This window comes from Mesorhizobium sp. M0207, from assembly GCF_040321995.1.
Taxonomy (GTDB): domain Bacteria; phylum Pseudomonadota; class Alphaproteobacteria; order Rhizobiales; family Rhizobiaceae; genus Mesorhizobium.
This window is the reverse complement of record NZ_JAMYSQ010000022.1, coordinates 78450-104291: the sequence shown is the minus strand read 5'-3', so window position 1 is coordinate 104291 and position 25842 is coordinate 78450. Positions and strand designations below refer to the sequence as shown.

The following is a 25842-nucleotide window of genomic DNA, read 5'->3' as shown; positions in this document are numbered from 1 at the left end:
CCGCCGATGCTGCCAAAGTTCCCATCAGCCATCGCATCAAGAAATGCGCCTGGAACGACGACTATCTCATCAATGCCATCACTCATATGCGATAGCCCTGCCCACAAGGGGGAGATCGGCCGTCATCTTGGCTTTCGCCAATCTCCAATGTTGCAGGAAGAGCGCAGCGCCGAGGCTGCCAATCTCCCCCCTCGTGGGGGAGATGGCCGGCAGGCCAGAGGGGGGCGCTGTCCCACCGGCGTCCTGCAAGGTTCCGTATCGCCGCAGCACTTGAGGCGTAGCGGCCAGCTAAACTCCCAGCTCAGGCCAGATCGATGTCGAGGATCGCCATCGAGAAATTATAGTCGCCGTCGTCCTCGTCCTTGAAGACGATGCCGAGGAACTCGTCTCCGACATAGACCTCGGCCGAATCTTCCTTGCGCGGCCGCGCCTTCACTTCGAGTTTAGGGTTCTGGAAGGTGCGCTTGAAATAGGCATCCAGCTTTCTGATTTCGTCCGGCTTCAACAGTCTTCTCCGATCGTCGGCTTCTTCGTTTGAGCGCGCTTCTGGCACGTCGACAATGGCCATGTAAAGGCAAGCCGGCATGGGGGGCAGGAATTCAGCCCCTGCCCGAGCACTCAGATGTCGAAGCTGACGACGTGGTCCATCGTCTGCGATGGCAACAGCTGGTCCATCTGCCGCGAAGGCTGGTCGCAGCCGGTCTCGCCGACGACGCGGGCCGGCACGCCGGCAACCGTCTTGTTGTGCGGTACCGGCGACAGCACCACCGAGCCGGCCGCGATCTTCGAGCAATGGCCGATCTCGATGTTGCCGAGGATCTTGGCGCCGGCGCCGATCAGCACGCCGTAGCGGATCTTGGGATGGCGGTCGCCGCCGGCTTTGCCGGTGCCGCCCAGCGTCACGCCGTGCAGGATTGACACGTCGTCCTCGATCACCGCCGTCTGGCCGACGACGAGGCCGGTGGCGTGGTCGAGGAAGATGCCCTTGCCGATGCGGGCAGCCGGATTGATGTCGGTCTGGAACACCGAGGACGACCGGCTCTGCAAATACAGCGCGAAGTCCTGGCGGCCCTGGTTCCACAGCCAATGCGCCAGCCGGTGCGTCTGGATGGCGTGAAAACCCTTGAAGTAGAGCACCGGCATGATGAAGCGGTCGCATGCCGGATCACGGTCGTAATAGGCCTGGATATCGACGCGCACCGTCGTCGACCAGTCCTTGTCGTCGGCCGCCATCGCCTTGAACGTCTGGCGGATGAGGTCGGAGCCGATGTCCTGATGGGCGAGGCGCTCGGCCAGCCGGTGAATGACCGCTTCTTCCAGGTTTTCCTGATTGAGGATGGTCGAATAGAGGAACGCCGCCAGCAGCGGATCGCGGTTGACCGCTTCCATCGCTTCGTCGCGGATCGAACGCCAGATCGGATCTACCGGCTGCACCCTGGTGGGACGGGAAATCGTAACGCTGTTCATCTGATGTCTCCGGCCATCCAATGTCTCGGCTACCCAATGTCTCGGTTGGCGGCTTGCCTATTCTCCGGCCGCACCTATAAGCCAGATCATAGCACGGGTGAACTCAATTTTCCTTAGTGCTTGGTGAAATGGATTTGGTTGGCGGAATTTCAAGCAGCCATGGAAAACGCAACCTTGATGGACGAGACCCTGAAGCGCGAGCTTTCCGCGCTCTATGAGGCCGAAGATCGCCACTACCACGACCTTGGCCACATCGAGGCGATGCTGGCGCTGGCCAATGATTACAAGGCGTTGTTGCATGACCCTGAAGCAGTCGAGGCAGCGATCTGGTTTCACGACGCGATCTACGACAGCCGCGCCAAGGACAATGAGGCGAGGAGTGCCGCACTTGCCGAGGAAAAGCTCGCCCGTCGCGCCGATGCACAACGCCTCGGCCACATCGCGGCGATGATCACTGCCACCGCCGGCCACGAATTGCCGCCCCTTGGCGACCAGCATTCGGTTCGCGACGCGGCGCTGTTCCTCGACATGGACCTGGCGATCCTGGGTGCTGCGCCCGAGGCGTTCGACGCTTATGAACAGGCGGTCCGCCGCGAATATAAGTGGGTCGATGAGCCGATGTGGCGGGCCGGCCGTGCCGCAGTGCTAGAGGGCTTCCTCGCGCGTCCGCATATCTTCCACAGCGAGGAATTCCGCCGGCGCTTCGAAACCCAGGCCCGGCATAACATGGCGCGCTCGCTCAGGGCGCTGGGGCACAGCCCGCGCCGATCGTAGCCCGAAGCGTCGGCCACTTGCGTCCGGAAGATTTGCCCGAAATCACGTAAACGCGCCTATGGTCGATGCCATGGCCCACAGCATAAACACCCCGGCGGCAAGCGACGCGCCGTTGACCACGATGCCAGCCAGGCCGAGCAAACGATTGTCGTTTGGACGACCCAGCGCCATCAGCCCGAAGACCGCGCCGGTAAGATGCGCCAATGGCCCGACCAGGAAAAATACCGCCATGAAGAAGCCTGTCACACTGTGCTGGATAAGCACGGACGCGTCGCTGGGCATTGCCATCAACGCGGTGATCGCCATCGCGCCTGCCACCAATGCAGCCAGCGCTAGAACAACGGACCATTCGCCGAACCTGCTTTTCGCAACGACGCCCAGCAAAGCGGCGTCGCTTCTTCCCCATTGTGCCATCGTACCCCCTGCCCCTCGTTCAGCGTGGCGGGTTTGAACCGATCCACGCGTCACGCTTAGTTACCCCGGTATCGTTGCAAAACCGCTAAGGACCCCAGCTTCAGGCCCGATGGCCGCTTTTTGGGTAGCCATCCATCAGAGCGGATGCTCGGCATAAAACTCCAGCACGCGCTGCTTGAAGGTCTTGTCGCCGACCGCCAGCATATGGTCGCGGCCTTCGATGTGAAAAGCCCTGGCGTTGGGCATCAGGGCGGCGAGTTCATCCGGCGAGCCGCCGATGTCGTCCTTGGTTCCCACCGCAATCAAGGTCGGCTGGGCAATGCGGGCAATGTCGGCCTCGCTCAGCAATTCGCGCGAGGTGGCGATGCAGGCTGCGAGCGCGCGGCGATCGCTGCGGGTCTGATCGGCGAAGGCGCGGAACGAGCGGCCGCGCGGATCGCTGGTGCCTGCCGGATCGTCGGCCAGAAGGGCGTCGGCTATCGGATCCCAGTCGCCGACGCCGTCGACCATGCCGATGCCGAGACCGCCGAAGACCAGCGTCGCCACCTTCTCCGGGTCGGAGAGCGCCAGGAAGGCCGATATGCGCGCGCCCATCGAATAACCCATGACATGAGCGCGTTCGATGCCGAGATGGTTCAAAAGCGCTGCCGCGTCCGACGCCATTTTTGCCGGCGTGTAGTCAGCTTCGTCATAGCTCTTCGACGACGAGCCATGGCCGCGATTATCGAAGGCGATCGCACGATAGCCGGCGTCGTTCAGCGTCTTGAACCAGCCGGGTGACACCCAGTTGACGTAATGGCTCGAGGCAAAGCCGTGGATCATCAGCACCGGATCGCCCTGCCCCGATGCCGGCTGGCGGTCAAGGAAAGCAAGGTCGAAACCGTCATGTGAGAAGAACTGCATCGGCTGAAGATCCTGCCCGCTCAGTCGGAATCGACACTCGGCGCATCGCCCTTGTCGGGCGGCGGCATGGCCGGCCCCGGCGCCGTGCCGATGGCCGGATGGCGCAGCAGGTCGCCGTCCTTAATGCCCTTTTTGGCGGCCGTGCCCGCCTTGAGCTCGAGCACGAAGCGCACCGGTTCGTCCGGCGAGATGATCGCCTCCGACTGCGGCTCGCCTTGCTCGATCGCCCGGATCCGGCCGTCCTGTCCGACGAAGATCAGGTCGAGCGGCATCGGCGTGTTCTTCATCCAGAAACTCACATCCTGCGGCGCGCCGAAGACGAACAGCATGCCGTGATTGTCGGCCATGTGGCGGCGGAACATCAGGCCGGCTTCGCGCTCGGCGGGCGTGTCGGCGATTTCCACGGAAAAAGAACGCTCGCCGGCCTTCGTCACCGCGACCAGCGGCGCCGGGTCGACGGGAAGGATCATCGCCTTGCCGTCGGCCGAACTCGGTTGCTGAAAATAGAAGAACGCACTTGCGGCGACGATGAGGAAAATCCCGGCGCAGAGCGCGCCCGCCGTCAGCCGGTTCCTGTGAGCCATATGAAATCCTCGGCCGGAACTAATGCGAGACCGGCAAGGTACCCATATCGGGGTGAATTTCGGCAGCCATAAGGCCTTTGTCGCCGCGTCCGAAGCGGACCAGCACCACCTGGCCCGGCCGGAGTTCGGTGATGCCGTACCGGCGCAGCGTCTCCATGTGGACGAAAATGTCCTCGGTGCCCTCGCCCCGGGTCAGAAAGCCGAACCCCTTGGTGCGGTTGAACCATTTGACCAGCGCCCGTTCGAGGCCGCTTTCCGGCGTCACCGCGACACGGGTGCGCTGCTCCTGCAGCTCCGCCGGATGCACCGCCGTGGTGACATCCATCGAGAGCACGCGGAAGGCCTGCAACCCGCGCTCGCCCTGCTTGACCAGGCAGACGACACGGGCGCCTTCCAGGGCGGTCTGAAAACCGTCCTTTCGAAGGCATGTCACATGGAGGAGGATGTCGCCCGAAGTACCATCATCGGGAAGGATGAAACCGTAGCCCTTGGCCACGTCGAACCATTTGATGGCGCCGGCGATTTCGATGAGATCGGCCGTATCGGCGCTCTCATCCCGCTTCAACGCATCGTTACCGGCCCCGTCCCGCCCCATGAAAGAGGCCTTTTCCCCCATAAGAACGCCCCCTTTTTTCAACAAACACCGCAACTGATTCTTGGTATCAGATTAACACCGCGGCTTCCGGTGTGTGCAAGACCTGACGTGCCTTTTTTCACGGTTCCGTACAGGAATAGCGGATTTGCCGTTTGCCGGCGCCGGCAAGCGTGGCCAATTGCCCTTTGGCCGGGCCGCCCCTATGTTGCGCCGCAACGCAACATAAGGAGGAAATCATGCGCTATCTGCACACCATGGTCCGTGTCGCCGACATCGATGCTTCGCTCGATTTCTACTGCAGCAAGCTTGGCCTCAAGGAAGTGCGCCGCCATGAAAACGAGCAAGGCCGCTACACGCTGATCTTCCTCGCCGCCCCCGAAGACGAGCAAAGCGGCATCAGCGAGAAAGCGCCGCTGGTCGAGCTGACCTACAATTGGGACCCGGAAGACTACAAGGGCGGCCGCAATTTCGGCCATCTCGCCTATGAGGTCGACGACATCTACGCCACCTGTCAGCGGCTGATGGACAATGGCGTTACCATCAACCGGCCGCCGCGCGACGGCAACATGGCGTTCGTCAAATCGCCGGACGGCATCTCGATCGAGCTGTTGCAGAAAGGTCCGGCCAAGCCGAAGGCCGAGCCGTGGGCGTCGATGCCGAACACCGGCAGCTGGTAACCGATCACGTTGAACGGACGCAGGCGGGCCCTGGTTCGGTTTTCGCGTCCGCATTCCCAAGGAGAATTCATCATGCCGGCCAGCCATGTCGACGTCGCCACCGAACACGCCAGCCGCTATCTGCAGCAGCTGTGCAAACATTGGGCGCACAAGTTTCCCGTCGAATTCGACCCGAACCACGGCACCATCGATCTGACGCTCGGCCGCACGGTTCTCGATGCCGACCCGGCTGCGCTGCACATTGCAGTGACGACCGATGAAGCCGGGTCGCTCGAGCGCCTGGAAACGGTCGTCGCCGAGCACATCAAGCGCTTCGCCTTCCGTGAAGAGCTGGCATTCGACTGGAAACGCGATCCGACCGCGTAGACGACCTGTCAACCGCCGGCCTTGGCCATGTCCAGCAGCATCAGCACGGTGCGCCAATTGCGCGCCGTGCCCGGCACCTTCAGAACGCGCGGAATTTGATTGGCAAACACGGATTTGCCGAGCCCGTCAGGCGCATGCAGGTAGAGCACGTCGCCCTTGATCTCGAAGCGTTCTGGCCCGGTGCATTTTTCCGCCAGCCGGGCGACCTCCTCGGCGGTCGGCCGGCGCTCCAGCGCATAGGCATGCAGCTTGGTCGGCTCGCCGGCCACTTCCGGATAGGGATTGTCCGCCGCCAGCCGCTCGAGCCAGCCGAGATCGCGCACCATGATGCGTGAATGGAACCCCCATTTCTTCTCGAATTCCGCTTCCAACCGCTTGGTCAGCGTCGCCCCATCGCCATCTGGCGACCGGAACACGGCGTTGCCGCTCTGCACATAGGTGGCGACATCGGAGAAGCCGAGCTGCTCCAAAAATGACCTGAGTTCCGCCATCTTAACGATGCGGTTGCCGCCGACATTGATGCCGGAAAACAGCGCGATAAAATCCTTCGCCGGAGCGTTCGGAAGATCGTTGCTGCTCATATGATGAACCCGGCGAGCGTCTCGTTGTCCGTGATGTCCTGGTAATGGACGCTCTCGGCGTCGAAATTCGCCTTGAGCAGGTCGAAATTGCGGCGGTCCTTGGTTTCGATGCCGATCAGCACCGAACCGAAATTGCGCGCCGATTTCTTCAGATATTCGAAGCGGGCGATATCGTCGTCGGGACCCAGCAATTCGAGGAAATCGCGCAGCGCGCCGGGCCGTTGCGGGAAGCGGATGATGAAGTATTTCTTCAAGCCCTCGAAGCGCAGCGCCCGTTCCTTCACATCCGGCAGCCGCTCGAAATCGAAATTGCCGCCCGACACCACGGCAACGATGGTCTTGCCCCTGATTTCCTTCCTGGAAAAATCCTTGAGCGCATCGATCGCCAGCGCGCCGGCCGGCTCGAGCACGACCCCTTCGACATTGAGCATTTCGATCATGGTTGCGCAGAGCCGGTTTTCCGGGATCAGCCGCACGGTGTCGGCGGCAAACTCCTTCAGGTGGCGCAACGGCTCGCGGCCGATCTCGGCCACTGCTGCGCCGTCGACGAAATTGTCGACCTTGGCGAGCTTGATCCGCTTTCCGGCGGCAAGGCTATCGCTCAAACTCGGGGCGCCGGCCGGCTCGCAAAAGACGAAGCGCGTTTCGCGGTGCTGGTCGGCGAAATAATGGGTGACACCGGCGGCCAGGCCGCCGCCGCCGACCGGCAGCATGACGATATCAGCCATGCGCGCGCCGGGCATCTGGCCTGATATCTCATAGGCGACGGTCGCCTGCCCTTCGATGATGTCCTTATGGTCGAACGGCGGCACCATGTGGGCGCCGGCAGTTTCGGTGAATTCAAGTGCCGCGCGGTAGCAGTCGTCGAAGAAATCGCCGACCAGCCTGATCTCGACGAATTCGCCGCCGAACAGCCGCGTCTTGTCGATCTTCTGCTGCGGCGTCGTCACCGGCATGAAGACGACGCCCTTCTTGCCGAAATGGCGGCAGACGAAGGCAAAGCCCTGCGCATGATTGCCGGCCGAGGCGCAGACAAACAGCTCGGCCTCATTGCCGGCGGCGAGCGTCTTGCGGAAGAAGTTGAAGGCGCCGCGGATCTTGTAGGAGCGCACCGGCGTCAGGTCCTCGCGCTTCAGCAGCACCCGCGCGCCGGTCTTCTTCGACAGATAGTCGTTTTCCTGCAGCGGCGTTTCCGGAAAGATCTCGCGGATCGCGGCAGCGGCGGCAGCGACGCGAGAGGAGAAACTGGTCATGGCAGGAGCACCCCACAGGCTAGGCGAATTCGGTCCCGCTATTGCATATCCGGCCTCGCGAAGCCATTGTCCGGCCACCCGAAAGGGTGTTCCCAAAACCTCGTTGGCCGTTAGGAGCGTGTGTTCATGCCTGTCGCATCGGTGGCCCAGAAAACCGTGTCGCTGCCGGAGTTCGGCGAGCCGACGGTGATGCCGCTGGTTACGCGCGCCACCTACGAGGCCCGTATAGCGGCACTGGTCGCGCGCGGCGGGTTCGATGCCTTCGTCGTCTATGGCGACCGCGAACATGCGGCCAATGTCGCCTACCTCTGCGGCTACGATCCTCGCTTCGAGGAGACGCTGCTGGTCATCGTTCCCGGCAAGCCGCCGAAACTGCTGGTCGGCAACGAGGGCTGGGGCTATGCCGAGATCTGCGACGGGCCTTACGAGCGCGTGCTCTACCAGACGTTCTCGCTGCCGGCGCAGCCGCGCGACCGCTCGCAAGCGCTGGCCGACATCCTCGTCGGTTGCGGCCTGAAAGCCGGCCAGCGCATCGGCGCCATCGGCTGGAAGCCGTTCGGCCCCGGCGATGCGGGTTTTGGCGAAACGACGCTCGACCTGCCGTCCTTCATCGCCGACACGCTGCGCAGCCTTGCCGGCGATAGGGGCGTGATCATCAACGCGGCGAACCTTTTGATGAACCCTGCCGACGGCCTGCGCGCCATCAACGAGGCCGACCAACTGGCCGCGTTCGAATTCGCCGCGACCTATTCCTCGCAAGGCCTGCGCAATGTCCTGCAAGGCATCGAACCCGGCATGACCGAATTGCAGGCGGCGCGGCTGATGGGCATCAACGGCCTGCCGCAATGCTGCCACCCGATGCTGTCGGCCGGCAGGCGGGCGGCCTATGGCCTGCCGAGCCCGCGTCTTGACGTCATCAAGCGCGGCGACCCGATCACCATGGCCTATGGCATCCAGGGCTCGCTCAATGCCCGCGCCGGTTTTCTGGTCGAGGACGCGGCCGAGCTTCCGAGGGGCATCCAGGACTATGTCGAGAAGCTGGTCGCGCCCTATTTCTGCGCCGTCGTCGACTGGTACGAGACGGTCGGCATCGGCGTTCCCGGCGGCGCGTTGTGGCAAGCTGTGCACGAGCGCATCGGCGATCGGTTCTTCGGCGTAGCGCTCAACCCCGGCCATCTCATCCATATCGACGAATGGATGCATTCGCCGGTATTTTCCGGCTCCGACATCAGATTGAAATCGGGCATGGCGTTGCAGGTCGACATCATCCCGGCGACCGGCACCGATTATTTCACTACAAACATCGAGGACGGCATCGCGCTGGCCGACGAGGCGCTGCGCGAAGAGATCGCGGCGCGCTATCCGGAAGCCTGGCGCCGCATCGAGGCGCGCCGCGCCTTCATGCGCGACGTGCTTGGCATAAGACTGAAGCCGGAAGTGCTGCCGTTTTCCAACATTCCGGCGTTCCTGCCGCCGTTCTGGCTTTCGCGCAACAGTGCGATGGCAGTCGTGGGGCGCTGAGCGCATTTCGGGCGCCTGCGACTTACTTCTGCCGCACTTCGCCTGTCCGGGAGGTGCGGCGGAGGTGGATGGGCCTTTGGTCAGGCCGGAGTGGAATTGCTTAAGTGCCCTTGAAGACGATTTGCATCATTGTCCTTGCCGCGCTGCTCGCTGGCTGCGGCGGCCGCCAAACCGAGGAACTGCTCGGCAGCGCCATGATGGCGGTGCCGGTGACGGAAATCGCCGGCAATCACTCGATCTTCATCGCCACGACGCGCAAGCGCTCCGACGATCCCAACAAGGTCTTCGACGGCGAGCGCTCGGCGACGCTGAACTATGCCCGCGTCAACGTCACCGTCCCCGGCATCCACAAGACAGGCCAGATCGAGCGGCGCTCACGCGGCAAGTCGGACGATCCGGCCAAATACTTCATGGCTTCCGAGGTCGTCGGCTACGACACCCAGCCGAAATTCTCCAGCGCCCTCAGCGCCGACATCGCGGCGCGCGGCGGCCGCGTCATGGTCTTCGTCCACGGCTACAACACCGGCTTCGACGACGCAGTCTACCGCGTCACCCAGATCACCCATGATTCCGGCTATCCGGGCACGCCGGTGCTGTTTTCCTGGGCGTCGGGCGCCAAGACCACCGACTACGTTTACGACAAGGAAAGCGCCAGCGTTGCCCGCGACCAGTTGGAAGTGACGCTGAGAATGCTGGCGCAGACCGGCGCGCGGCGCATCGACATCGTCGCCCATTCGCTGGGGACCTGGGTTACCATGGAGGCGTTGCGCCAGCTCGCCATCACCGGCGACCGTGATCTGGGCGGCAAGCTCGGCGACGTCGTGCTGGCCTCGCCCGACATCGACGTCGACGTGTTCAAGAGCCAGATGCGCCGCTACGGCAAGCCGGACAAGCCGTTCATCCTGCTGCTCTCCGACGACGACCGGGCGCTACGGCTCTCCGGCCTGATCGCCGGTGCGCGGCCGCGCGTCGGCGACTACAAGAACGCCGCCGACCTCGCCAGCTATGGCGTGTCGGTCGTCGATCTCTCCAGCGTCAAGGGAACCGACCGCTTCAACCACACCAAATTCGCCGATAATCCGGAATTGGTGCAGTTGATCGGCCAGAAGCTGCGCGAGGATGACGGGTTTGCCAGCGACCGCGAAGTGACAGACCGCATCGCCTCGGTCGGACAATAGCTGCATTGCGCGGCAGCGACCGTTGACCATTGCCGCACAATCGGAACAGTTTGAACTGGACCGTGCCGGCCTCTGCCTCTATCGAATAGGCCAAGACGTCTCCGGCTCGACGTCGCCTTTGCGGGAGCCCGCGTGATCGTGCCTTCGAAGATCTTTCTCGTCGCTGCGTTCGCGCTCGCGGTTACCGGCTGCGCCGGCCAGAACACGCACGATCTGCTCAACAAGACGACAATCACCGTGCCTGCTGCCGATATCGCGGCGACGCATCAAATCTTCGTCGCAACGACCCGGCAAAAGGCAATGAAAGCGCCCCGGCAGGTGTTCGACGGCGACCGTTCGCCGACCACCAGCTTTGCCAGCGTCGAGGTGACGGTGCCCAAAATCCACCAGCTCGGCGCCATCGAGCGGGTCAAGGGCTCGGCCAACAGCAATCCGGCGAAGGATTTCACGGCGACCGGCGTCACCTTCTACGAAGGCGCGCCGCAATTCGCCAAAGCGGTCGGCGCCGATATCGCGATGCGCGGCGACCGCGCGCTGGTTTTCGTGCACGGCTTCAACAACGGCTTCGACGACGGTATCTACCGGCTGACGCAGATCGCGCACGACACGAAATACCCAGGCACGCCGGTGCTGTTTTCGTGGGCGTCGAGCGGCAAGACGACCGGCTACATCTACGACAAGGAAAGCGCCAATGCGGCGCGCGACGATCTCGAAGCGACGCTGCGCATGCTCGCCAAGAGCCGCGCCAAGAGCATCGACATCATTGCCCATTCGATGGGGACCTGGGTGACCATGGAAGCGTTGCGCCAGCTTGCCATCACCGGCGACCGCGACCTCGGCGGCAAGCTCGGCTACGTCATCCTGGCCTCACCCGATATCGACGTCGACGTGTTCAAGAAGCAGATGATCCGCTACGGCAAGCCTGACAAGCCGTTCGCCGTGCTGCTTTCGGGCGACGACCGGGCGCTCAGGCTGTCGACCCTGATCTCTGGCGACAAGCCACGCGTCGGCGATTATGGCGACGCGGCCGACCTCGCCAGCTATGGCGTCTCGGTGGTCGACCTGACCAAGACCAAGGGCGGCGACCGGCTGAACCACGCCAAATTCGCCGACAATCCGTTCCTGGTGCAGCTGCTCGGCGACCGCTTGCGTGCCCCCGCGGGCCTCGCCTCCGAAGAGACCGCGCCGGCCCAGCTCGACAATCTCGGCCAGGGCCTCGGCAAGGCCGTCGGTTCGGTCGCCGAAATCGTCATCACCACGCCGTTCAAAGTGCTGACCATCGCCACCGGCGGGTGAGCGATCGATGAGCGGTCACTGTTGACGTCAGTTCGGAACAAAGCGCACGGCAGCGATCCTTCGCGCCCCTCTGTCCTGCCGGACATCTCCCCCTCTAGTGGGGAGATTGGCCACCACTTTCGGCTTTCGCCAATCTCCATCTTTGAACAAGGCGCTGTCAACGAAACTGCCAATTTCCCCCCTTGAGGGGGAGATGTCCGGCAGGACAGAGGGGGGCGCTGTCCCTCCAGGGTTCAATGATTCTTCAAACGAACAGATCGACCTTCTGAAAAGTCGTCACGTCGATCAGGCCGACGTCGGAAATTCTGAGCTCGGGGATGACGACCAGCGCCAGCAGCGAGTGCTGCATGTAGGCGTTGTTGAGCGAGCAGCCCATCTGCCGCATGGCGTCGCTGAGTTTGTCGGCCTTGGCGGCGACGATTTCGGCGCGCTCGTCCGACATCAGCCCGGCGATCCGCATTTCGACCAGCGCCAGCTCCTTGCCGTTGGAAAACAGCACGACGCCGCCGCCGACCTCGCCCAGCCGGTTCACGGCCAGAGCCATATCCTGCTTGTTGGTGCCGACGACGATGATGTGGTGGGCATCGTGGGCCACGCTCGACGCCATGGCGCAATCGCCGATGTAGCCGAAGCCGGAGACGAAGGCGTTGGTGACGCCACCGGTGCCCTTGTGGCGCTCGACCAGCGCGATCTGGCAGACATCGTTGCGGCGGTCCATGGCGACCAGCCCGTCCTCGACGGCAAGATCGGCCTCCAGCGCCCGCGTCGGCGCCTGATTCTCGATCACGCCGATGACGCGCACCCGCACCTCGTTGGCGCCCATGGGTGCGGCGATGTCGAAGTCGCCGGGCTTGAGCTTCCTGCCGAGCTTGACGGTGTTCTTCGCCGTCTTCGGATAGTCGTAGGCCGGAATGTCGATTTCGAGCTTGCCGCCCTTGGCCAGCCTGACGCCGCGGCCATAGACCTCGTCGATGGTCATTTCGGCGAGGTCGGAGACGATCAGCAGATCGGCGAGCCGTCCCGGCGCGATCGAGCCGATCTCGCGCTCCAGCCGGAAATGCTGGGCGGTGTTGAGCGTCGCCATCTGGATCGCCGTCACCGGCTTCAAGCCCTGGCTGATGGCGTGGCGCACGACCCGGTCCATATGGCCTTCGTGCACCAGCGTGCCGGAGTGGCTGTCGTCGGTGCACAGGATGAAGTTGCGCGGGTCGAGCCCGCTCTCCGTCACCGCCTTGATCTGCGAGGCCACGTCGTACCAGGCCGAGCCCAGCCGCAGCATTGCCTTCATGCCCTGGCGGACGCGGGCGATGGCGTCCTCGGCGCGCGTGCCTTCGTGGTCATCCTCAGGGCCGCCGGCGACATAGCCATGGAACGGCAGGCCGAGATCGCGCGAGGCATAATGCCCGCCGACGGTCTTGCCGGCCCTCACCGTCGCGGCGATCTCACCCGACATCACCGGATCGTTGGCGGCGACGCCGGGAAAATTCATCACCTCGCCGAGCCCGATGATGTTTTCCCAGCTCATCGCTTCGGCAACGTCGGCGACGGTCAGTTCGGCGCCGGCATGCTCCAGCCCCGGTGCCGAAGGCACGCAGGACGGCATCTGCACGAGTACGTTGACCGGCATGGCGACGGCCTCGTCATGCATCAGCCGCACGCCCGGCAGGCCGAGCACGTTGGCGATCTCATGCGGATCGATGAACATCGAGGTGGTGCCGTGCGGGATCACCGCGCGGCAGAATTCCGTCACCGTCACCATGCCGCTCTCGACATGCATATGCGCGTCGCAAAGCCCCGGCACCAGATAGCGGCCGCCGGCATCGACCACCTTAGTGCCCTGGCCGATGGCATGGCCGGCGTTCGGCCCGCAATAGGCAAAGCGGCCGCCGGCAATGGCAATGTCGGTGCCGGCGATGATCTCGCCTGAATGGACGTTGACCCAGCGCCCGTTGCGGATGACGAGATCGGCGGGCTTGCGGCCCATGGCGACATCGACCAGATGCGTCGCCATCTCGGCCCAGGGTTTTGGTTTCGTCGCATTGGCGGTCTTCGGCATCAACAGGCTCCTCTTTGCCCGACTGTGCCAAGCCGCGAGGATTTTGACCAGCGGGGAAGTAAGCGCGGACGGCGAAGTTGCAGATCTCCCCCCTCGAGGCCCTTGTGGGGAGGGGTTAGGGGTGGGGGTACGTCGTAGAGCGAAAGCCTCGGCGTTCCATCTGCGATAGCCCTGCCCTCGAGGGGGAGATGTCGCCGAAGGCGACAGAGGGGTCGCCTATCCACGCGCGACGACCCCCTCTGGCCTACCGGCCATCTCCCCTCAAGGAGCCCTCAAGGAGGGAGATCGATGCGCCATGGCCTTCGCCAATCGCCAAGGGCATTTTGTGCCGGCCGCAGCAACTTTGTTCTTGCTTTGTGCCTGCAGCTATGCTACTAATTTGGGTATGGTGCTAATTGGCTCCAACGACCCGCCTCCCGAGGCGGGTTTTTCTGTTATGGCGCCATTCACGGCAAAATGGCCCAAGCGGGAATGCGATTCCGTTGCGGCCAATCAGCTTTCGTCTCGTTAGAGGATCCTTCTGAATCGACGGTGGCGGAGTTCGACGCACTCGTTCCGAGCCTTCGGCCGGTTCACTCAATTCGATCCCGAACTGTCACTTCTTGCTCGGATCGTCTGCCGGGTTGACGTAGGTGATCTTGAATGGCCCCTCGCCATGAACCTGGATGATCGTATCGCTTGTCGTCCAGGCGAAGTGATTCATTCCGGCCGGCGCGACGCCGAAGCCGCCAGCAGTCAGTTCGACACCTTTCGACTCGTCGAGCTTATCGCCCATTCCAATATGGAAGTTGCCGGAAAGCACCGTTACGTATTCCGTGGTGGGATGATTATGTGCGGCAATTTTGTAGCCGGCGAGTGTCTTCAACCGCAGCACAAAGGCGCCGTCCTTTGAGGGGTCTCCAGCGACAACAGCCATTTCCGCGCCAGCGGGAATGACAGCAGGAGCAGGACCCCATTTGATGTCTTTGGCGTTCATCGGCATCTCATCGGCAAACAGAGGCGCCGTCCCAACAAGCAGCAGTGCCAGGGCAGAGGCAAGCTTGAGCATGACAATCTCCCAATGTCTGTAGAGGACGGCGTCGAGTATCGGCGCGCCGATCCACTTGCCAATTGGAGTCTATCAGGGCAGAGCGCCCGAACGCATCCTGCGAACGGGGGACGCGCATTCGCGGTAGCCGCGGAAGCTGCCGCTAAAAACATTTCCAGGTGAAACGATTTTGTTTGTATAACTGTAGGTGATCGGCCTCGCTAGCTTCCAGATTTCTCTACGGCAAAAGACGGCTTGACGGCCCCTGCCCGGCATCTGAAAAGGACTGGCCTGCGGATGTGGCGGAATTGGTAGACGCAAGGGACTTAAAATCCCGTCCTAGTCCTTTGCACCCTCGCAACTAACCCCTCAAGGCTTGTAATTCCCCGGTTTGCGCCGGGGTTTTTCATTTCACCACTCGTGCAACGGATTTTGTGGGAAACACGCCGTTGTGGGAATCGTGTGGGAAAAGGAGAACCGACGTTCATGGCCAAACCAATCCACATGAATCTGCAGGCCGGCACCGACGACGAGTTAGACAACTACGCCAAGGGTGGCTCCAGAAGAGGAAATCGAATTAAATCAGCACAATCTTAGAGGTGCGTGAGGCGGTTTCTCAAGCACCAGCACATGACTGCCAAGAGGTGATGTGTGAGTGCTCTTAACCTTGAACCCCTCGTCAGAAAGCGTTTCGATAAATTCGCCATCCGTTCCAGGCGGAACGCGGGCAACGACGTTCGAGGTGCGCCTCACAATATTGGAAAGCACCCTTCGTGCCTTGTCCGGGCCGATGTTGCGCTGCATGTGCTGATAGACGGCCAGCAGCAGGACGATATCGTATTTCGGTAGAAGGATATTACCGAGGCGCCGGCTGCCAAGATTCAGGCGATCGAACCGGGCATGCACCGGGGAGCCACTCAACAACATCTTTGCAGTCTCGATATGCGGCTTGGCAATGTCGATCCCGTGGATCGAACTGGGTTTCAGCTTGGAGATCTCATAGGCGACAACACCCATATTGCAGCCAACATCGAGAATGGATTTCCCAGCATAGTCGATCTCCAATGAGAATATCCCGTCCAGTCTATCCTCCCATGTTCCTGCAAAACCTCTTTTGAACCTTGACCACCACAAATCATATACTCCTAAATTAGAGATCGCCGAAATATAGCGCTCGTTACCTTCTACTATTCATAAGTCGTGGCCAAGAAAAGCCTGCCCCCCACAAAAACACAGAAAAACATCATGGACACCACGTTCAAGGGCGCTGCGAGGCGCCTTGCTGATCTCAACTTGCGGGAAACTAGGCGCTCGCATTGGAGTAGGAGAGGACGGTGTTTAGGACATCGCCTTCAAAGCTAGTCCAGCCAACCCCATTAACGCATCACGACCCCGATCTCTCGGCAGTCGCCTGATGGCTCAGAACCGCAAGGGCATCCATCGTCCGATGCAGCACAGCGACCTCTGCGACATCGGCAAGTGGGAGGTCATAGAGGTGTGGCGCAGCATCCGCGAACACATCCCAGGACTGTCCGACACCGTGGTCTACACAACGCGGCATACGTGCTGCTCGTGGCAGATCATCCGTGGCATCGACATCCGGCGCGTCCAAATCTGGACGGGTCAAAAGTCGATCCAGACCACCCTGAACTACGCCCACCTCGCACCCAATCACTTGCTCGACAACCTGACCGCCTCGAAGGTGGCGCGGCTCCGAGGCTCGTGGTAGTGAACGGCAAATCCTAAGCCGACCGTGTGGGAAAGCCATGTGGGAGACCGGTGGGATTTCCCCACAATGTGGGAAGTGGGCGTGGCGGAACTGGTATACGCAGCAGACTTAAAATCTGCCGGTGTTTCAAGCACTTACGGGTTCAAATCCCGTCGCCCACACCAAGCCTCGCAAGGGACTTAATATCCCTCGATCTCTGATCGTACGGGTTCGATTCCCGTCGTCCGCACCAGCAACATCGGCGCCATTGCGGCCTAAGCAAGAGCGTGAACTCGCCGGATACAGGCTGCCACATGCCATTTCACGACCAGGAGCCGGCGAGCCGATACGAGAACTGCGATATGCGTATCCGGTGTCCGCATGTTCGTTTGCCAGCTTCCAAAGCGCACTCAGGCAAGGGCGGCGGTATCGGTCGCGCGCATCATCGCCAGCAATTTCGATATGATTTTGTCACATCGGCTGCTATATGGTGGAAAAGGAGTCCGCCCATGCGAACCACCCAGCCGATAAGTATCACCCTCCCGCGCGACATGGCCGAGGCCGTCGCGCGCAAGGTCGAATCCGGCGCCTACGCCTCCGTCAGCGAAGTGCTGCGCGAGGGCGTGCGCGCGCTGCTCGACCGCGACGCCGCCGTTGAACGCTGGCTGCGCGAGGAAGTCGCCCAGAGCTACGACGAGTACAAGGCGAATCCGTCCAGCGCCATCCCTGCCGAGCAGGTCATGCTGCGTATCCGCGACCGCGCCGCCGCGCGACGTGATGATGCCACTAAGGAATGACGCGCACGGTTGTATTTTCCGCGCAAGCGGAGCGCCAGTTGGATGCGCTGTATCGCTACATAGAGGAATATTCCTCCACAGCCCGTGCGGAATCGTTCGTTGGCGGGATCGTGGCCTATAGCATGGCTCACCTCCCGATCGGGTTCAGCTTCAGGTGCTGGATCAAAATAATCGTCTTGGCGTCGATGATGCGACCGTCGTGGATGCCGGCCAGTGCTTCGTCGAGCGGCATTTCGAGAACTTCGATGTCTTCGCCTTCGTCATGCGCACCGCCGCCGTCGGAAATGCGGTCGGCGGGCGAATAGCGGGCGACGAAGAACCAGAGCCGCTCGGTCACGCTGCCGGGGCTCATATAGGGCGAAAACAGCCGCTGCACGTCCTTCAGGCGGTAGCCGAGTTCCTCCTCGGCCTCCTTGCGGATGCAGGTTTCGGGATCGTCTTCGTCGAGCAGGCCGGCGCAGGCCTCGATCAGCGGCTCCTTGTGGCCGGTGACGTAGGCCGGGTAGCGGAACTGCCGCACCAGAAGCACCGTCGAACGCTCCGGATCGAAAGGCAGGATCACCGCGCCGTCGCCGCGATCGTAGGTCTGGCGGGTGTGCGTTTCCCATTTGCCGTCGCGCCGGCGATAGTCGAAGACGGTCTTTTTCAAAACCGCCCACTCGTCGGAAAGGACTTCCTCGGAGCGGATGCGAATGCGATCTTCCATGGTGGACTCCCTGCTGCCGCGGCAAGGCGTAGCCGCGAACGGCGGTTCGTGCAATCGGGCCACCAATTGGTCCAGAGCACCGGTTCACCGTCTCGTGTCTGGCGCTGGCACAATCGGCTGCATAAATAGCGGCAACCCTTTCCGGAGTTTTTTATGACCTCATCGCTTTTCCAGCCGATCACCCTCGACGGCCTGACCTTCCCCAACCGCATCGCGGTCGCGCCGATGTGCCAGTATTCGGCCGAGGACGGCTCGGCCAGCGATTGGCACCTCTATCACTGGATGAACCTGGCGATGTCGGGCGCCGGCATGGTCACAGTCGAGATGACCGATGTCGAACGGCGCGGCCGCATCTCGCATGGCTGTCTCGGCCTCTATTCCGAGGACAACGAGGCGGCGGCGCGACGCACGCTGGATGCAGCCAAGCGTGTCGCCGCACCGGGCACGAAATTCGGCACGCAGCTTGCCCATGCCGGCCGCAAGGCCTCGAACCGCAAACCCTGGGAGGGCGGCGGCCCGCTGCATGCCGATCAGGATCCGTGGCCGATCGTGTCGGCCTCGGCCATCGCCTACGACACCGGCTGGCAGGTGCCGCGGGCGCTGGAGGATGACGAGATACTGCAAATCATCGAACGCTTCGCCGAAGCAGCCCGGCGGGCCGAGCGCGCCGGCTTCGACTTCATCGAGCTGCATGCCGCGCATGGCTATCTGATCTTCCAGTTCCTGTCGCCGCTCTCCAACCGGCGCACCGACCGCTGGGGCGGCTCGCTGGAAAACCGCATGCGTTTCGCCGTCGAGATCGCCAAGGCGGTGAAGAAGGCGGTGCCCAGGCTGATGCTGGGCGCGCGTCTGTCGATCAAGGAATGGGTCGATGGCGGCTTCGAGGTCGAGGATGCGATCGAAGTGGCAAAAGCGCTGAAGGAAGCCGGCGTCGCCTATCTCTGCTGCTCGAGCGGCGGCAATTCACCGTTGCAGAAGCTGCCCTCCGGGCCCGGCTACCAGGTTCATCTGGCCGAAGCGGTGCGCAAGGCCGTCGGCATCCCGACGCGGGCCGTCGGTCTGATCGACGATCCGAAACAGGCCGAGGCGATCGTCGCCGACGGCCGCGCCGACATGGTGGCGCTGGCGCGCGCTTTCCTTGCCGATCCGCGCTGGGGCTGGCGCGCCGCGGCCACCTTCGGCGAAAAAATCCACCCGGCGCCGCAGCTTGCCCGCTCGGTGACGACGATGCAGCACTGGATGAAGGCGGCGAACTGACGGCGGGTTCGTCTCGCTAGACGGGCCAGCACAGCTTCGCATTGATCCTCTGCCGGTGTAGGGTGGCCGGGGCCGCGGCTGGGCGCGGCGGGTTGGGGGAGCAGAGACATGCCGTTCAGGGGGAATTCCATTGCGGCTGCTGCCGCGGTGTTGGCCGGGCTGTCGTTCGCCGCACCGACGCCGGCCGGGGCGCAATATTGCGAAGGCACGGTGCACGGCCTTTCCAGGCACTACAATCTGGCGACGGGAAGCGGCTTTCTCGCCGTTCGAGCCCGACCGAACTCGTCGTCGCGCATGATCGGGCAATTGTTCAACGGCGACCAAACCGAGATCTTCGACCGCCGCGGAAGCTGGTACAAGGTCGATTTCGGCGGCCGCACCGGCTGGGCGAATGCAAGCTGGCTGCGCAACGACTGCGGCTATTGAGCTATTTTCGCCTGAGCTAAAATAGCTGTTGCAACCAAATCGGCCGCTCCGCGTTGGCGGCGATGATGGACAGCAAGCCATTTGAAAAGCCGGTCGTGGTCGAACTCGGCCATGTCGGCAAATATCGGCAGATCCGCAGCGCCCAGGAGGCGGCGGAGTGCTTGATGACGATCTGGCCACTCAACCGCGGGCCGCGTCATCGTGATGCCCTCGACACTTGCCTAAAAGTGCTGGAAGGTTATCGTTCGACGGCGGATGCGCGCCGGGCACTGATCGAAGCCGCCAGGGAATCGGACGTGCTGGTCCCAGACGACAGGCTGCCAGACGACAGATTGGCCGACGATAGGCTGCATTGAGGCAACGGGCTTTCAACCGGAGGGTTTCATGGCGAAACTGACCTACAAGATCGTCGAGCATGACGGAGGCTGGGCCTACAAGGTCGGCTCGACATTCTCCGAAACGTTCCCCACCCATCAGGACGCGTTGCGCGCCGCCGAAATCGCTTCGGCCGAACAGCAGGTCGCCGGCAACACCGACGGCATCCAGTACGAGGACGCCGACGGCAAATGGCACGACGAGCTCGCCGACGGCCGCGACCGGCCGCAGACCGAGGTTTCGGATTAGAGTGTGCCGATATCCAGGTGATGCCGGCGTGCTTTACAGGTCGGTATGGTAGCGCTACCGTCTCACATCGCGGGTGACCGGGGAGGAGCCTGGGCGCCGTCGCGGGCCAGGCAGGAAAGCGGTTTCCTTCGAAGTCGTTGCGGGAATCAATCGGGAGGAGATCGATGGCGTCTGTCGCGATCGGCGATGTCTACAAATCATTTGGGACCGTCGAGGTCCTGCACGGGGTCAGCGTCGACATAGACGACGGCGAGTTCGTCACGCTGGTCGGTCCTTCGGGTTGCGGAAAGTCGACCCTGCTCAGGATGATCGCCGGCCTGGAAAAGATCTCGCGCGGCCAGATCGCGATCGGCAAACGTGTCGTCAACAACGTTGCGCCAAAGGAGCGCGACGTCGCCATGGTCTTCCAGAACTATGCGCTCTATCCGCATATGACGGTCGCCGAGAACATGGCGTTCTCGCTGATGCTCAAGGGCGTTCCCAAGACGGAGAGCGATGCCGGCGTGCGGCGCGCGGCCGAAATCCTGGGACTGGTGCCGCTGCTCGACCGTTATCCGCGCCAGCTTTCCGGCGGCCAGCGCCAGCGCGTTGCCATGGGCCGGGCGATCGTGCGCGATCCGCAGGTTTTCCTGTTCGACGAGCCGCTGTCCAATCTCGATGCCAAGCTCCGGGTGCAGATGCGTGCCGAGATCAAGGAACTGCACCAGCGCCTGAAGACGACGACGGTCTACGTCACCCACGACCAGATCGAGGCGATGACCATGGCCGACAAGATCGTCGTCATGCATGACGGCATCGTCGAGCAGATCGGGCCGCCGCTCGAGTTGTACGACCGGCCGAACAATCTGTTTGTCGCCAGTTTCATCGGCTCGCCCGCCATGAACATGCTCAGAGGCGACATCGTCAGCGACGGCTCGCCGTCATTTCGCGGCGCCGGCGGGATTTCGGTCCCGTTGGCCTCGGCACTTTCCATCGGCAATGGTGAGCCGGTCGTGCTGGGGATACGGCCCGAGCATTTACGGCTGTCCGACAATCAGGGCATTCCGGTCACCGTCGTGGTGGTCGAGCCGACAGGGTCCGAAGTGCAGCTCATCGGCCGCACCGCCGGCGGCGATGAGATCGTCGCAAATTTCCGCGAACGCCATTCCTTCACGCCGGGCGAAACCATCCGGCTTACGGCCGAGCCTGGCCTCATCCACCTCTTTCACGGCGAAACCGGTCAGCGGTTCGAAACGCCCATCAGGCAGTAGGACGGCAAGGACAATAAGCAGGAGGAAGCGAGCATGAAATTCACCAGACGCGACGTGATCCGCACCACCGCCGGCGTTGCGGCGGGAGCCTTGGGAAGCCGGCTCGTCGGCTCTCCCGCCTTTGCCCAGGAGGGGTTGAAATACAAGCCCGAGGACGGCGCCAAGCTCAGGCTGCTGCGCTGGTCGCCTTTCGTGCAGGGCGACGAGGATCAATGGCTGGCCAACACCAAACGCTTCACCGAAGCGACCGGCGTCGAGGTCCGTGTCGACAAGGAAAGCTGGGAGGACATCCGCCCCAAGGCGGCGGTCGCCGCCAATGTCGGCTCCGGTCCGGACCTGATGTTCGTCTGGTTCGACGACCCGCACCAATATCCCGACAAGCTGCACGACGTGACGGAGCTGGGGGAATATCTCGGCTCGAAATATGGCGGCTGGCACGATGGACCGCACCAATATGCGACACGGCAAGGCAAGTTCCTCGGCCTGCCGCTGGCGACCATCGGCAATGCCATCGTCTATCGTGAAAGCTGGGTGAAAGAGGCTGGCTTCTCCGAATTTCCGAAGGACACGGCAGGCCTGCTCGAGCTTTGCAAGGCATTGCAGGCGAAGGGGCACCCGGCCGGCTTCACGCATGGCCACGGCGTCGGCGATGGCAACAACTACGCCCACTGGCTGCTGTGGAGCCATGGCGGCCAGATGGTCGACGAGAGCAGCAAGGTGACGATCAACAGCCCCGAGACGCTGAAGGCGATCGAATACGCGCAGCAACTCTACAAGACCTTCATTCCCGGTACCGAAAGCTGGCTCGACGTCAACAACAACCGCGCCTTCCTGGCCGGCGAATTGAGCGTCATCGCCAACGGCATTTCGGCCTACAACACCGCCAAGATCAACAAGGACAAGGATCCGAAACTGGCCGAGATGGCCAAGGACATCCGCACCACCAACCTGCCGATCGGCCCGGTCGGAAAATCCGTCGAGCTGTTCCAGGTGACCACGGCCGTGATCTTCGACTACACGCCCTACCCCAACGCCGCCAAGGCCTACCTGCAGTTCATGTTCGAGGATCCGCAAATGTCGCAGTGGATCACGTCGTCGGCAGGCTATTGCTGCCAGACGCTCAAGGCCTTCGACAACAACCCGGTGTGGACGGCCGATCCGAACAATGCCGCCTACGCCAAGGCCTCGGCGACGCTGCGGCCCAACGGCTATGCCGGCCCGCTTGGCTATGCCTCGGCAGCGACCATGGCCGACTATGTGCTGGTCGACATGTTCGCCAAGGCGGTGACAGGCCAGGCGACACCGCAAGAAGCGATGGAAGAGGCCGAGAAGCGCGCAAACCGCTACTATCGCGTTTGAGCCGGGTTCAGCCGGGCAGCCATGCTGCCCGGCTTCGAATCGCGCATGGCCGCCCGCCGTTCAATGAGACCTTAGAGGAGCCGACCCATGGCCGTGACCTCCACTGCCGCTCAGCCACGCCGGTCGGCGCTGTCGCGCATTATGACGTTCGTGTCCGAAAGTCATAACGCGCTTGGCTTCGGCTTCATGCTGCCGGCGGCGGCGCTGCTACTGGTCTTCCTGACCTATCCGCTCGGGCTCGGCGTCTGGCTCGGCTTCACCGATGCCCGCATCGGCCGCCCCGGCATCTTCATCGGTATCGAGAACTACGAATATCTGTGGGATGACGCCGTCTTCTGGCTCTCGGTCTTCAACACCTTGCTCTACACGATCAGCGCCTCGGTCCTGAAGTTTGCGCTCGGCCTGTGGCTGGCGCTTATCCTCAACCAGAACCTGCCGTTCAAGTCGTTCTTCCGCGCGATCGTCCTGCTGCCCTGGGTGGTGCCGACGGTGCTGTCGGCGATCGCCTTCTGGTGGATCTACGATTCGCAATTCTCGATCCTGTCCTGGGCGCTTATGGAAATGGGCCTGATCGACCATCGCATCAACTTCCTCGGCGATCCCGAGAATGCGCGGGCTTCGGTCATCGCCGCCAACGTCTGGCGCGGCATTCCTTTCGTGGCGATCACGCTGCTTGCCGGCCTGCAGACGATTCCGCAGTCGCTCTACGAGGCCGCCACGCTCGACGGCGCCAGCCGCTGGCAATTGTTCCGCTATGTGACGCTGCCGCTGCTGACGCCGATCATCGCCATCACCATGACGTTTTCGGTGCTGTTCACCTTCACCGACTTCCAGCTGATTTATGTGCTGACGCGCGGCGGGCCGGTGAACGCCACGCATCTGATGGCGACGCTGTCGTTCCAGCGCGGCATTTCCGGAGGCCAGCTTGGCGAAGGCGCCGCGATCGCAGTTGCCATGATCCCGTTCCTGCTGGCGGCGATCCTGTTCAGCTATTTTGGCCTGCAGCGTCGCAAATGGCAGCAGGGCGGCGGAGATTGACATGACCGCGATCGAAACGAGCAAACGCCCGGAACTCGACGAAGGCGGCATGGGCTACCTGCAGAGTTTGCCGCGGCGCGTGGTGACGGTCTACCTGCCGTTGCTGATCTTCGTCATCGTGCTGTTGTTTCCGTTCTACTGGATGACGATCACGGCGGTTAAGCCCAACCTCGAGATGACCGACTACGCCAATTTCAATCCGTTCTGGGTGGTGCATCCGACGCTCGAGCATATCCGCTACCTGCTCTTCGAGACGTCTTATCCGGGCTGGCTGCTCAACACGATCATCATCTCGACCGCCGCCACGTTCCTGTCGCTGCTGGCTGCCGTGTTCGCTGCCTATGCGATCGAACGCTTGAGGTTCTCCGGGGCGCGGCAGGTCGGCCTCGCGGTGTTCCTCGCCTATCTCGTGCCGCCGTCGATCCTGTTCATTCCGCTGTCTGTGATGGTGTTCAACCTTGGACTTTACGACACGCCGTTCGCGCTCATCCTCACCTATCCGACCTTCCTGATCCCGTTCTGCACCTGGCTGCTGATGGGCTATTTCCGCTCGATCCCGTTCGAGCTGGAAGAATGCGCGCTGATCGACGGGGCGAGCCGCTGGCAGATCCTCACCAAGATCGTGCTGCCGCTGTCGGTACCGGGGCTGATTTCCGCCGGCATCTTCGCATTCACGCTGTCATGGAACGAGTTCATCTACGCCTTGACCTTCATCCAGTCGTCCGAAAACAAGACTGTGCCGGTCGGCGTGCTCACCGAGCTGGTGCGCTCGGACGTCTATGAATGGGGGGCGCTGATGGCGGGAGCGCTGATCGGCTCGCTGCCGGTGGTGGTGCTCTATTCGTTCTTTGTCGAGCATTATGTTTCCTCGATGACCGGAGCCGTGAAGGAATAGCCGACGTGATTAAGTTCGGAGGTATTCCCGGCGACCGGGATGCCCGGGGCGGGCACCCTGCCGGCCGAGACCGCGTTCCGGGAGGGTGTCAGCTGCTGGTGTCGGACTTCGGCGCAAATGCGCGGTCGGCAATGCGTTCGATGAAAGCGACGACCCGTTCCGGCTCGACGAATTGCGGCATGTGGCCAAGCCCCTCGACAGGTTCGAAATCGAGCCCGCTGATCTTTTCCATCAGCGGCCAGCCGTGGATATCGATGCCCAGCACGCGATCGGAAGCACCAAACAGAATGCCGGCCGGCAAGGTGATCTCGCCATAGCGTTGCTCGATGCGGCCAAGGTCGTGCGCGATCGCCACGACATCGGTCGATGTCGCGTAGAAATGGCTTGGCCTGAGCCCGCACCAGCCGCCGCCCTCGACCATATAGTCGGTCGGCGCCGTCTGCGGCGCGAAAATGAAGGCAAGCGTCGCTTCGGCATATTTGAGAGCCGCCGGGATCGCCACCGTATAAGCCATGATCCGGCGCCGCAGCGGCGACTTGACATATAGCGGGCCGAACTTCTCGCGCGCGTCCGGCTCCAGATGGGTCAGCGGTGCCAGCAAGGCGATACCGGAAATCGCCGTGGGATGCTCGATAGCCAGCGTCAGCGCGATGGCGCCACCCAGCGAATGACCGACGACCAGAGGCTTTTCCAGCCCAAGCGCGTCGATAAAATGCCGCACGACCTCGGCCTGCTCGGACAGCCGTCCGCTGGCGCCCCTGGCCCGCACCGAATAGCCGGAGCCCGGACGGTCGAGCGCGATCAGCCGATAGTCCGGGCCGAACCGTCCGAACAGCGTGTGGCCGAATTGATGAAGCTGCGCGCCGAGGCCGTGCAGGAAGACGATCGGCCGCCCCTCGCCCGTCTCGACATAATGGATGCGGTTGCCGTCGATCTCGATGAATTTGCCACTGGCCGGCACCAGCCTTTCGGCCTTCGCCGCGATCCGCAGCGTCGCCAGCAGCGGATAGGCTGCCACGACGAGCGCCAGCAGAAACAGCGCGCCGGGTAGCCATAGCAGAATTGATACCGGCATTTTTCACTCAGCGCC

The 25842-nt window shown here is 62.6% G+C and carries 29 protein-coding genes and 1 tRNA gene; 17 read left to right on the top strand and 13 right to left on the bottom strand.

All coding sequences use genetic code 11. The annotated features are described in order from the left end of the window. Window positions 1-301: 301 nt before the first annotated feature. Complete coding sequence (locus NKJ15_RS25080; protein ID WP_023674799.1) at window positions 302-505, bottom strand: DUF3126 family protein; 204 nt, start codon at window positions 503-505, stop codon at window positions 302-304. Between the two features lie 113 nt (window positions 506-618). Then, window positions 619-1467: a serine O-acetyltransferase gene (cysE, locus tag NKJ15_RS25075; RefSeq protein ID WP_023717455.1), complete on the bottom strand. Its 849-nt coding sequence runs from the start codon at window positions 1465-1467 to the stop codon at window positions 619-621. Window positions 1468-1626: 159 nt separating this feature from the next. Here cysE and NKJ15_RS25070 point away from each other — a divergent pair, with 159 nt between their 5' ends. Then, window positions 1627-2241 carry an HD domain-containing protein gene (locus NKJ15_RS25070; RefSeq protein ID WP_352818205.1) on the top strand — a complete coding sequence of 205 codons (615 nt, stop codon included), beginning with the start codon at window positions 1627-1629 and terminating at the stop codon, window positions 2239-2241. Window positions 2242-2283: 42 nt separating this feature from the next. Here NKJ15_RS25070 and NKJ15_RS25065 read toward each other — a convergent pair whose 3' ends face one another. The 4 genes from NKJ15_RS25065 to NKJ15_RS25050 all read right to left on the bottom strand — a co-directional run bounded on the left by NKJ15_RS25065 (window position 2284) and on the right by NKJ15_RS25050 (window position 4737). Continuing rightward, complete coding sequence (locus NKJ15_RS25065) at window positions 2284-2655, bottom strand: hypothetical protein (protein ID WP_352472741.1); 372 nt, start codon at window positions 2653-2655, stop codon at window positions 2284-2286. Between the two features lie 135 nt (window positions 2656-2790). Further along, window positions 2791-3558 (bottom strand): alpha/beta fold hydrolase, encoded by a 768-nt coding sequence (locus NKJ15_RS25060; protein WP_352702391.1) that lies wholly within the window; start codon window positions 3556-3558, stop codon window positions 2791-2793. A gap of 20 nt (window positions 3559-3578) precedes the next feature. Further along, window positions 3579-4142: a DUF192 domain-containing protein gene (locus NKJ15_RS25055; RefSeq protein WP_352477423.1), complete on the bottom strand. Its 564-nt coding sequence runs from the start codon at window positions 4140-4142 to the stop codon at window positions 3579-3581. A gap of 19 nt (window positions 4143-4161) precedes the next feature. Continuing rightward, complete coding sequence (locus NKJ15_RS25050; protein ID WP_352818201.1) at window positions 4162-4737, bottom strand: cold-shock protein; 576 nt, start codon at window positions 4735-4737, stop codon at window positions 4162-4164. A gap of 236 nt (window positions 4738-4973) precedes the next feature. Between NKJ15_RS25050 and gloA the strand changes: the two genes are divergently transcribed. After that, window positions 4974-5414: a lactoylglutathione lyase gene (gene gloA, locus NKJ15_RS25045; protein ID WP_352818198.1), complete on the top strand. Its 441-nt coding sequence runs from the start codon at window positions 4974-4976 to the stop codon at window positions 5412-5414. A 72-nt stretch (window positions 5415-5486) separates the two neighbouring features. Beyond that, window positions 5487-5780, top strand: coding sequence for a DUF2218 domain-containing protein (locus NKJ15_RS25040; RefSeq protein ID WP_352818195.1), 294 nt, complete (start codon window positions 5487-5489; stop codon window positions 5778-5780). A gap of 8 nt (window positions 5781-5788) precedes the next feature. Here NKJ15_RS25040 and NKJ15_RS25035 read toward each other — a convergent pair whose 3' ends face one another. Both NKJ15_RS25035 and ilvA read right to left on the bottom strand, forming a co-directional pair. After that, window positions 5789-6361: a DUF1697 domain-containing protein gene (locus tag NKJ15_RS25035; protein ID WP_352541391.1), complete on the bottom strand. Its 573-nt coding sequence runs from the start codon at window positions 6359-6361 to the stop codon at window positions 5789-5791. Then, window positions 6358-7614 carry a threonine ammonia-lyase IlvA gene (gene ilvA, locus NKJ15_RS25030; protein ID WP_352614213.1) on the bottom strand — a complete coding sequence of 419 codons (1257 nt, stop codon included), beginning with the start codon at window positions 7612-7614 and terminating at the stop codon, window positions 6358-6360. Before ilvA ends, NKJ15_RS25035 begins: the two co-directional genes overlap by 4 nt. Before the next feature lie 126 nt (window positions 7615-7740). On the opposite strand from ilvA, the gene NKJ15_RS25025 reads away from it, so the two are divergent. From NKJ15_RS25025 to NKJ15_RS25015, 3 genes are all read left to right on the top strand, one after another. Continuing rightward, on the top strand, window positions 7741-9135 hold the full coding sequence (locus NKJ15_RS25025; protein WP_352818192.1) for a hypothetical protein: 1395 nt from the start codon (window positions 7741-7743) through the stop codon (window positions 9133-9135). A gap of 104 nt (window positions 9136-9239) precedes the next feature. Then, on the top strand, window positions 9240-10313 hold the full coding sequence (locus NKJ15_RS25020) for an alpha/beta hydrolase (protein ID WP_352451120.1): 1074 nt from the start codon (window positions 9240-9242) through the stop codon (window positions 10311-10313). Window positions 10314-10445: 132 nt separating this feature from the next. After that, window positions 10446-11609, top strand: a complete 1164-nt coding sequence (locus tag NKJ15_RS25015) for an alpha/beta hydrolase (RefSeq protein WP_352818190.1) — start codon at window positions 10446-10448, stop codon at window positions 11607-11609. A 244-nt stretch (window positions 11610-11853) separates the two neighbouring features. Here NKJ15_RS25015 and ade read toward each other — a convergent pair whose 3' ends face one another. From ade to NKJ15_RS25000, 3 genes are all read right to left on the bottom strand, one after another. Then, window positions 11854-13665 (bottom strand): adenine deaminase, encoded by a 1812-nt coding sequence (gene ade, locus NKJ15_RS25010; RefSeq protein ID WP_352541395.1) that lies wholly within the window; start codon window positions 13663-13665, stop codon window positions 11854-11856. 595 nt (window positions 13666-14260) lie between these two features. Further along, complete coding sequence (locus NKJ15_RS25005) at window positions 14261-14713, bottom strand: cupin domain-containing protein (RefSeq protein ID WP_352818188.1); 453 nt, start codon at window positions 14711-14713, stop codon at window positions 14261-14263. Between the two features lie 561 nt (window positions 14714-15274). Next, entirely contained in the window at window positions 15275-15757 is a 483-nt protein-coding gene (locus tag NKJ15_RS25000; protein ID WP_352818186.1) for a class I SAM-dependent methyltransferase, read from the bottom strand. Between the two features lie 349 nt (window positions 15758-16106). Between NKJ15_RS25000 and NKJ15_RS24995 the strand changes: the two genes are divergently transcribed. The 3 genes from NKJ15_RS24995 (at window position 16107) to NKJ15_RS24985 (ending at window position 17197) form a co-directional block, all read left to right on the top strand. Further along, on the top strand, window positions 16107-16421 hold the full coding sequence (locus NKJ15_RS24995; RefSeq protein WP_352818183.1) for a site-specific integrase: 315 nt from the start codon (window positions 16107-16109) through the stop codon (window positions 16419-16421). A gap of 75 nt (window positions 16422-16496) precedes the next feature. Further along, a tRNA-Leu gene (locus tag NKJ15_RS24990) sits at window positions 16497-16585 on the top strand. Between the two features lie 324 nt (window positions 16586-16909). Further along, window positions 16910-17197 carry a ribbon-helix-helix domain-containing protein gene (locus NKJ15_RS24985; protein ID WP_023674775.1) on the top strand — a complete coding sequence of 96 codons (288 nt, stop codon included), beginning with the start codon at window positions 16910-16912 and terminating at the stop codon, window positions 17195-17197. A gap of 127 nt (window positions 17198-17324) precedes the next feature. Here the strand turns inward: NKJ15_RS24985 and NKJ15_RS24980 are convergent, their stop codons facing one another. Continuing rightward, a complete protein-coding gene (locus NKJ15_RS24980) occupies window positions 17325-17903 on the bottom strand; it encodes an NUDIX domain-containing protein (protein ID WP_254817694.1) in 579 nt (192 codons plus the stop codon). Window positions 17904-18056: 153 nt separating this feature from the next. Here NKJ15_RS24980 and NKJ15_RS24975 point away from each other — a divergent pair, with 153 nt between their 5' ends. The 8 genes from NKJ15_RS24975 to NKJ15_RS24940 all read left to right on the top strand — a co-directional run bounded on the left by NKJ15_RS24975 (window position 18057) and on the right by NKJ15_RS24940 (window position 24752). Then, complete coding sequence (locus tag NKJ15_RS24975) at window positions 18057-19160, top strand: NADH:flavin oxidoreductase/NADH oxidase (RefSeq protein WP_352501621.1); 1104 nt, start codon at window positions 18057-18059, stop codon at window positions 19158-19160. Window positions 19161-19268: 108 nt separating this feature from the next. Then, window positions 19269-19586 (top strand): SH3 domain-containing protein, encoded by a 318-nt coding sequence (locus NKJ15_RS24970; protein WP_352818180.1) that lies wholly within the window; start codon window positions 19269-19271, stop codon window positions 19584-19586. 62 nt (window positions 19587-19648) lie between these two features. Next, the gene (locus NKJ15_RS24965) at window positions 19649-19942 is read left to right on the top strand and encodes a DUF982 domain-containing protein (RefSeq protein ID WP_352541401.1); all 294 of its coding nucleotides are present in this window, start codon (window positions 19649-19651) and stop codon (window positions 19940-19942) included. 28 nt (window positions 19943-19970) lie between these two features. Beyond that, the gene (locus tag NKJ15_RS24960; protein WP_023674770.1) at window positions 19971-20210 is read left to right on the top strand and encodes a DUF2188 domain-containing protein; all 240 of its coding nucleotides are present in this window, start codon (window positions 19971-19973) and stop codon (window positions 20208-20210) included. Window positions 20211-20374: 164 nt separating this feature from the next. Then, entirely contained in the window at window positions 20375-21460 is a 1086-nt protein-coding gene (locus NKJ15_RS24955) for an ABC transporter ATP-binding protein (protein ID WP_352818177.1), read from the top strand. A gap of 33 nt (window positions 21461-21493) precedes the next feature. Next, complete coding sequence (locus NKJ15_RS24950; protein ID WP_352474051.1) at window positions 21494-22819, top strand: ABC transporter substrate-binding protein; 1326 nt, start codon at window positions 21494-21496, stop codon at window positions 22817-22819. A gap of 141 nt (window positions 22820-22960) precedes the next feature. Next, a complete protein-coding gene (locus NKJ15_RS24945) occupies window positions 22961-23857 on the top strand; it encodes a carbohydrate ABC transporter permease (RefSeq protein ID WP_352453492.1) in 897 nt (298 codons plus the stop codon). A 1-nt stretch (window position 23858) separates the two neighbouring features. After that, window positions 23859-24752, top strand: coding sequence for a carbohydrate ABC transporter permease (locus tag NKJ15_RS24940; protein ID WP_023674766.1), 894 nt, complete (start codon window positions 23859-23861; stop codon window positions 24750-24752). Between the two features lie 88 nt (window positions 24753-24840). Here NKJ15_RS24940 and NKJ15_RS24935 read toward each other — a convergent pair whose 3' ends face one another. Next, window positions 24841-25827 (bottom strand): alpha/beta fold hydrolase, encoded by a 987-nt coding sequence (locus tag NKJ15_RS24935; RefSeq protein ID WP_352818175.1) that lies wholly within the window; start codon window positions 25825-25827, stop codon window positions 24841-24843. Window positions 25828-25842: the final 15 nt, after the last annotated feature.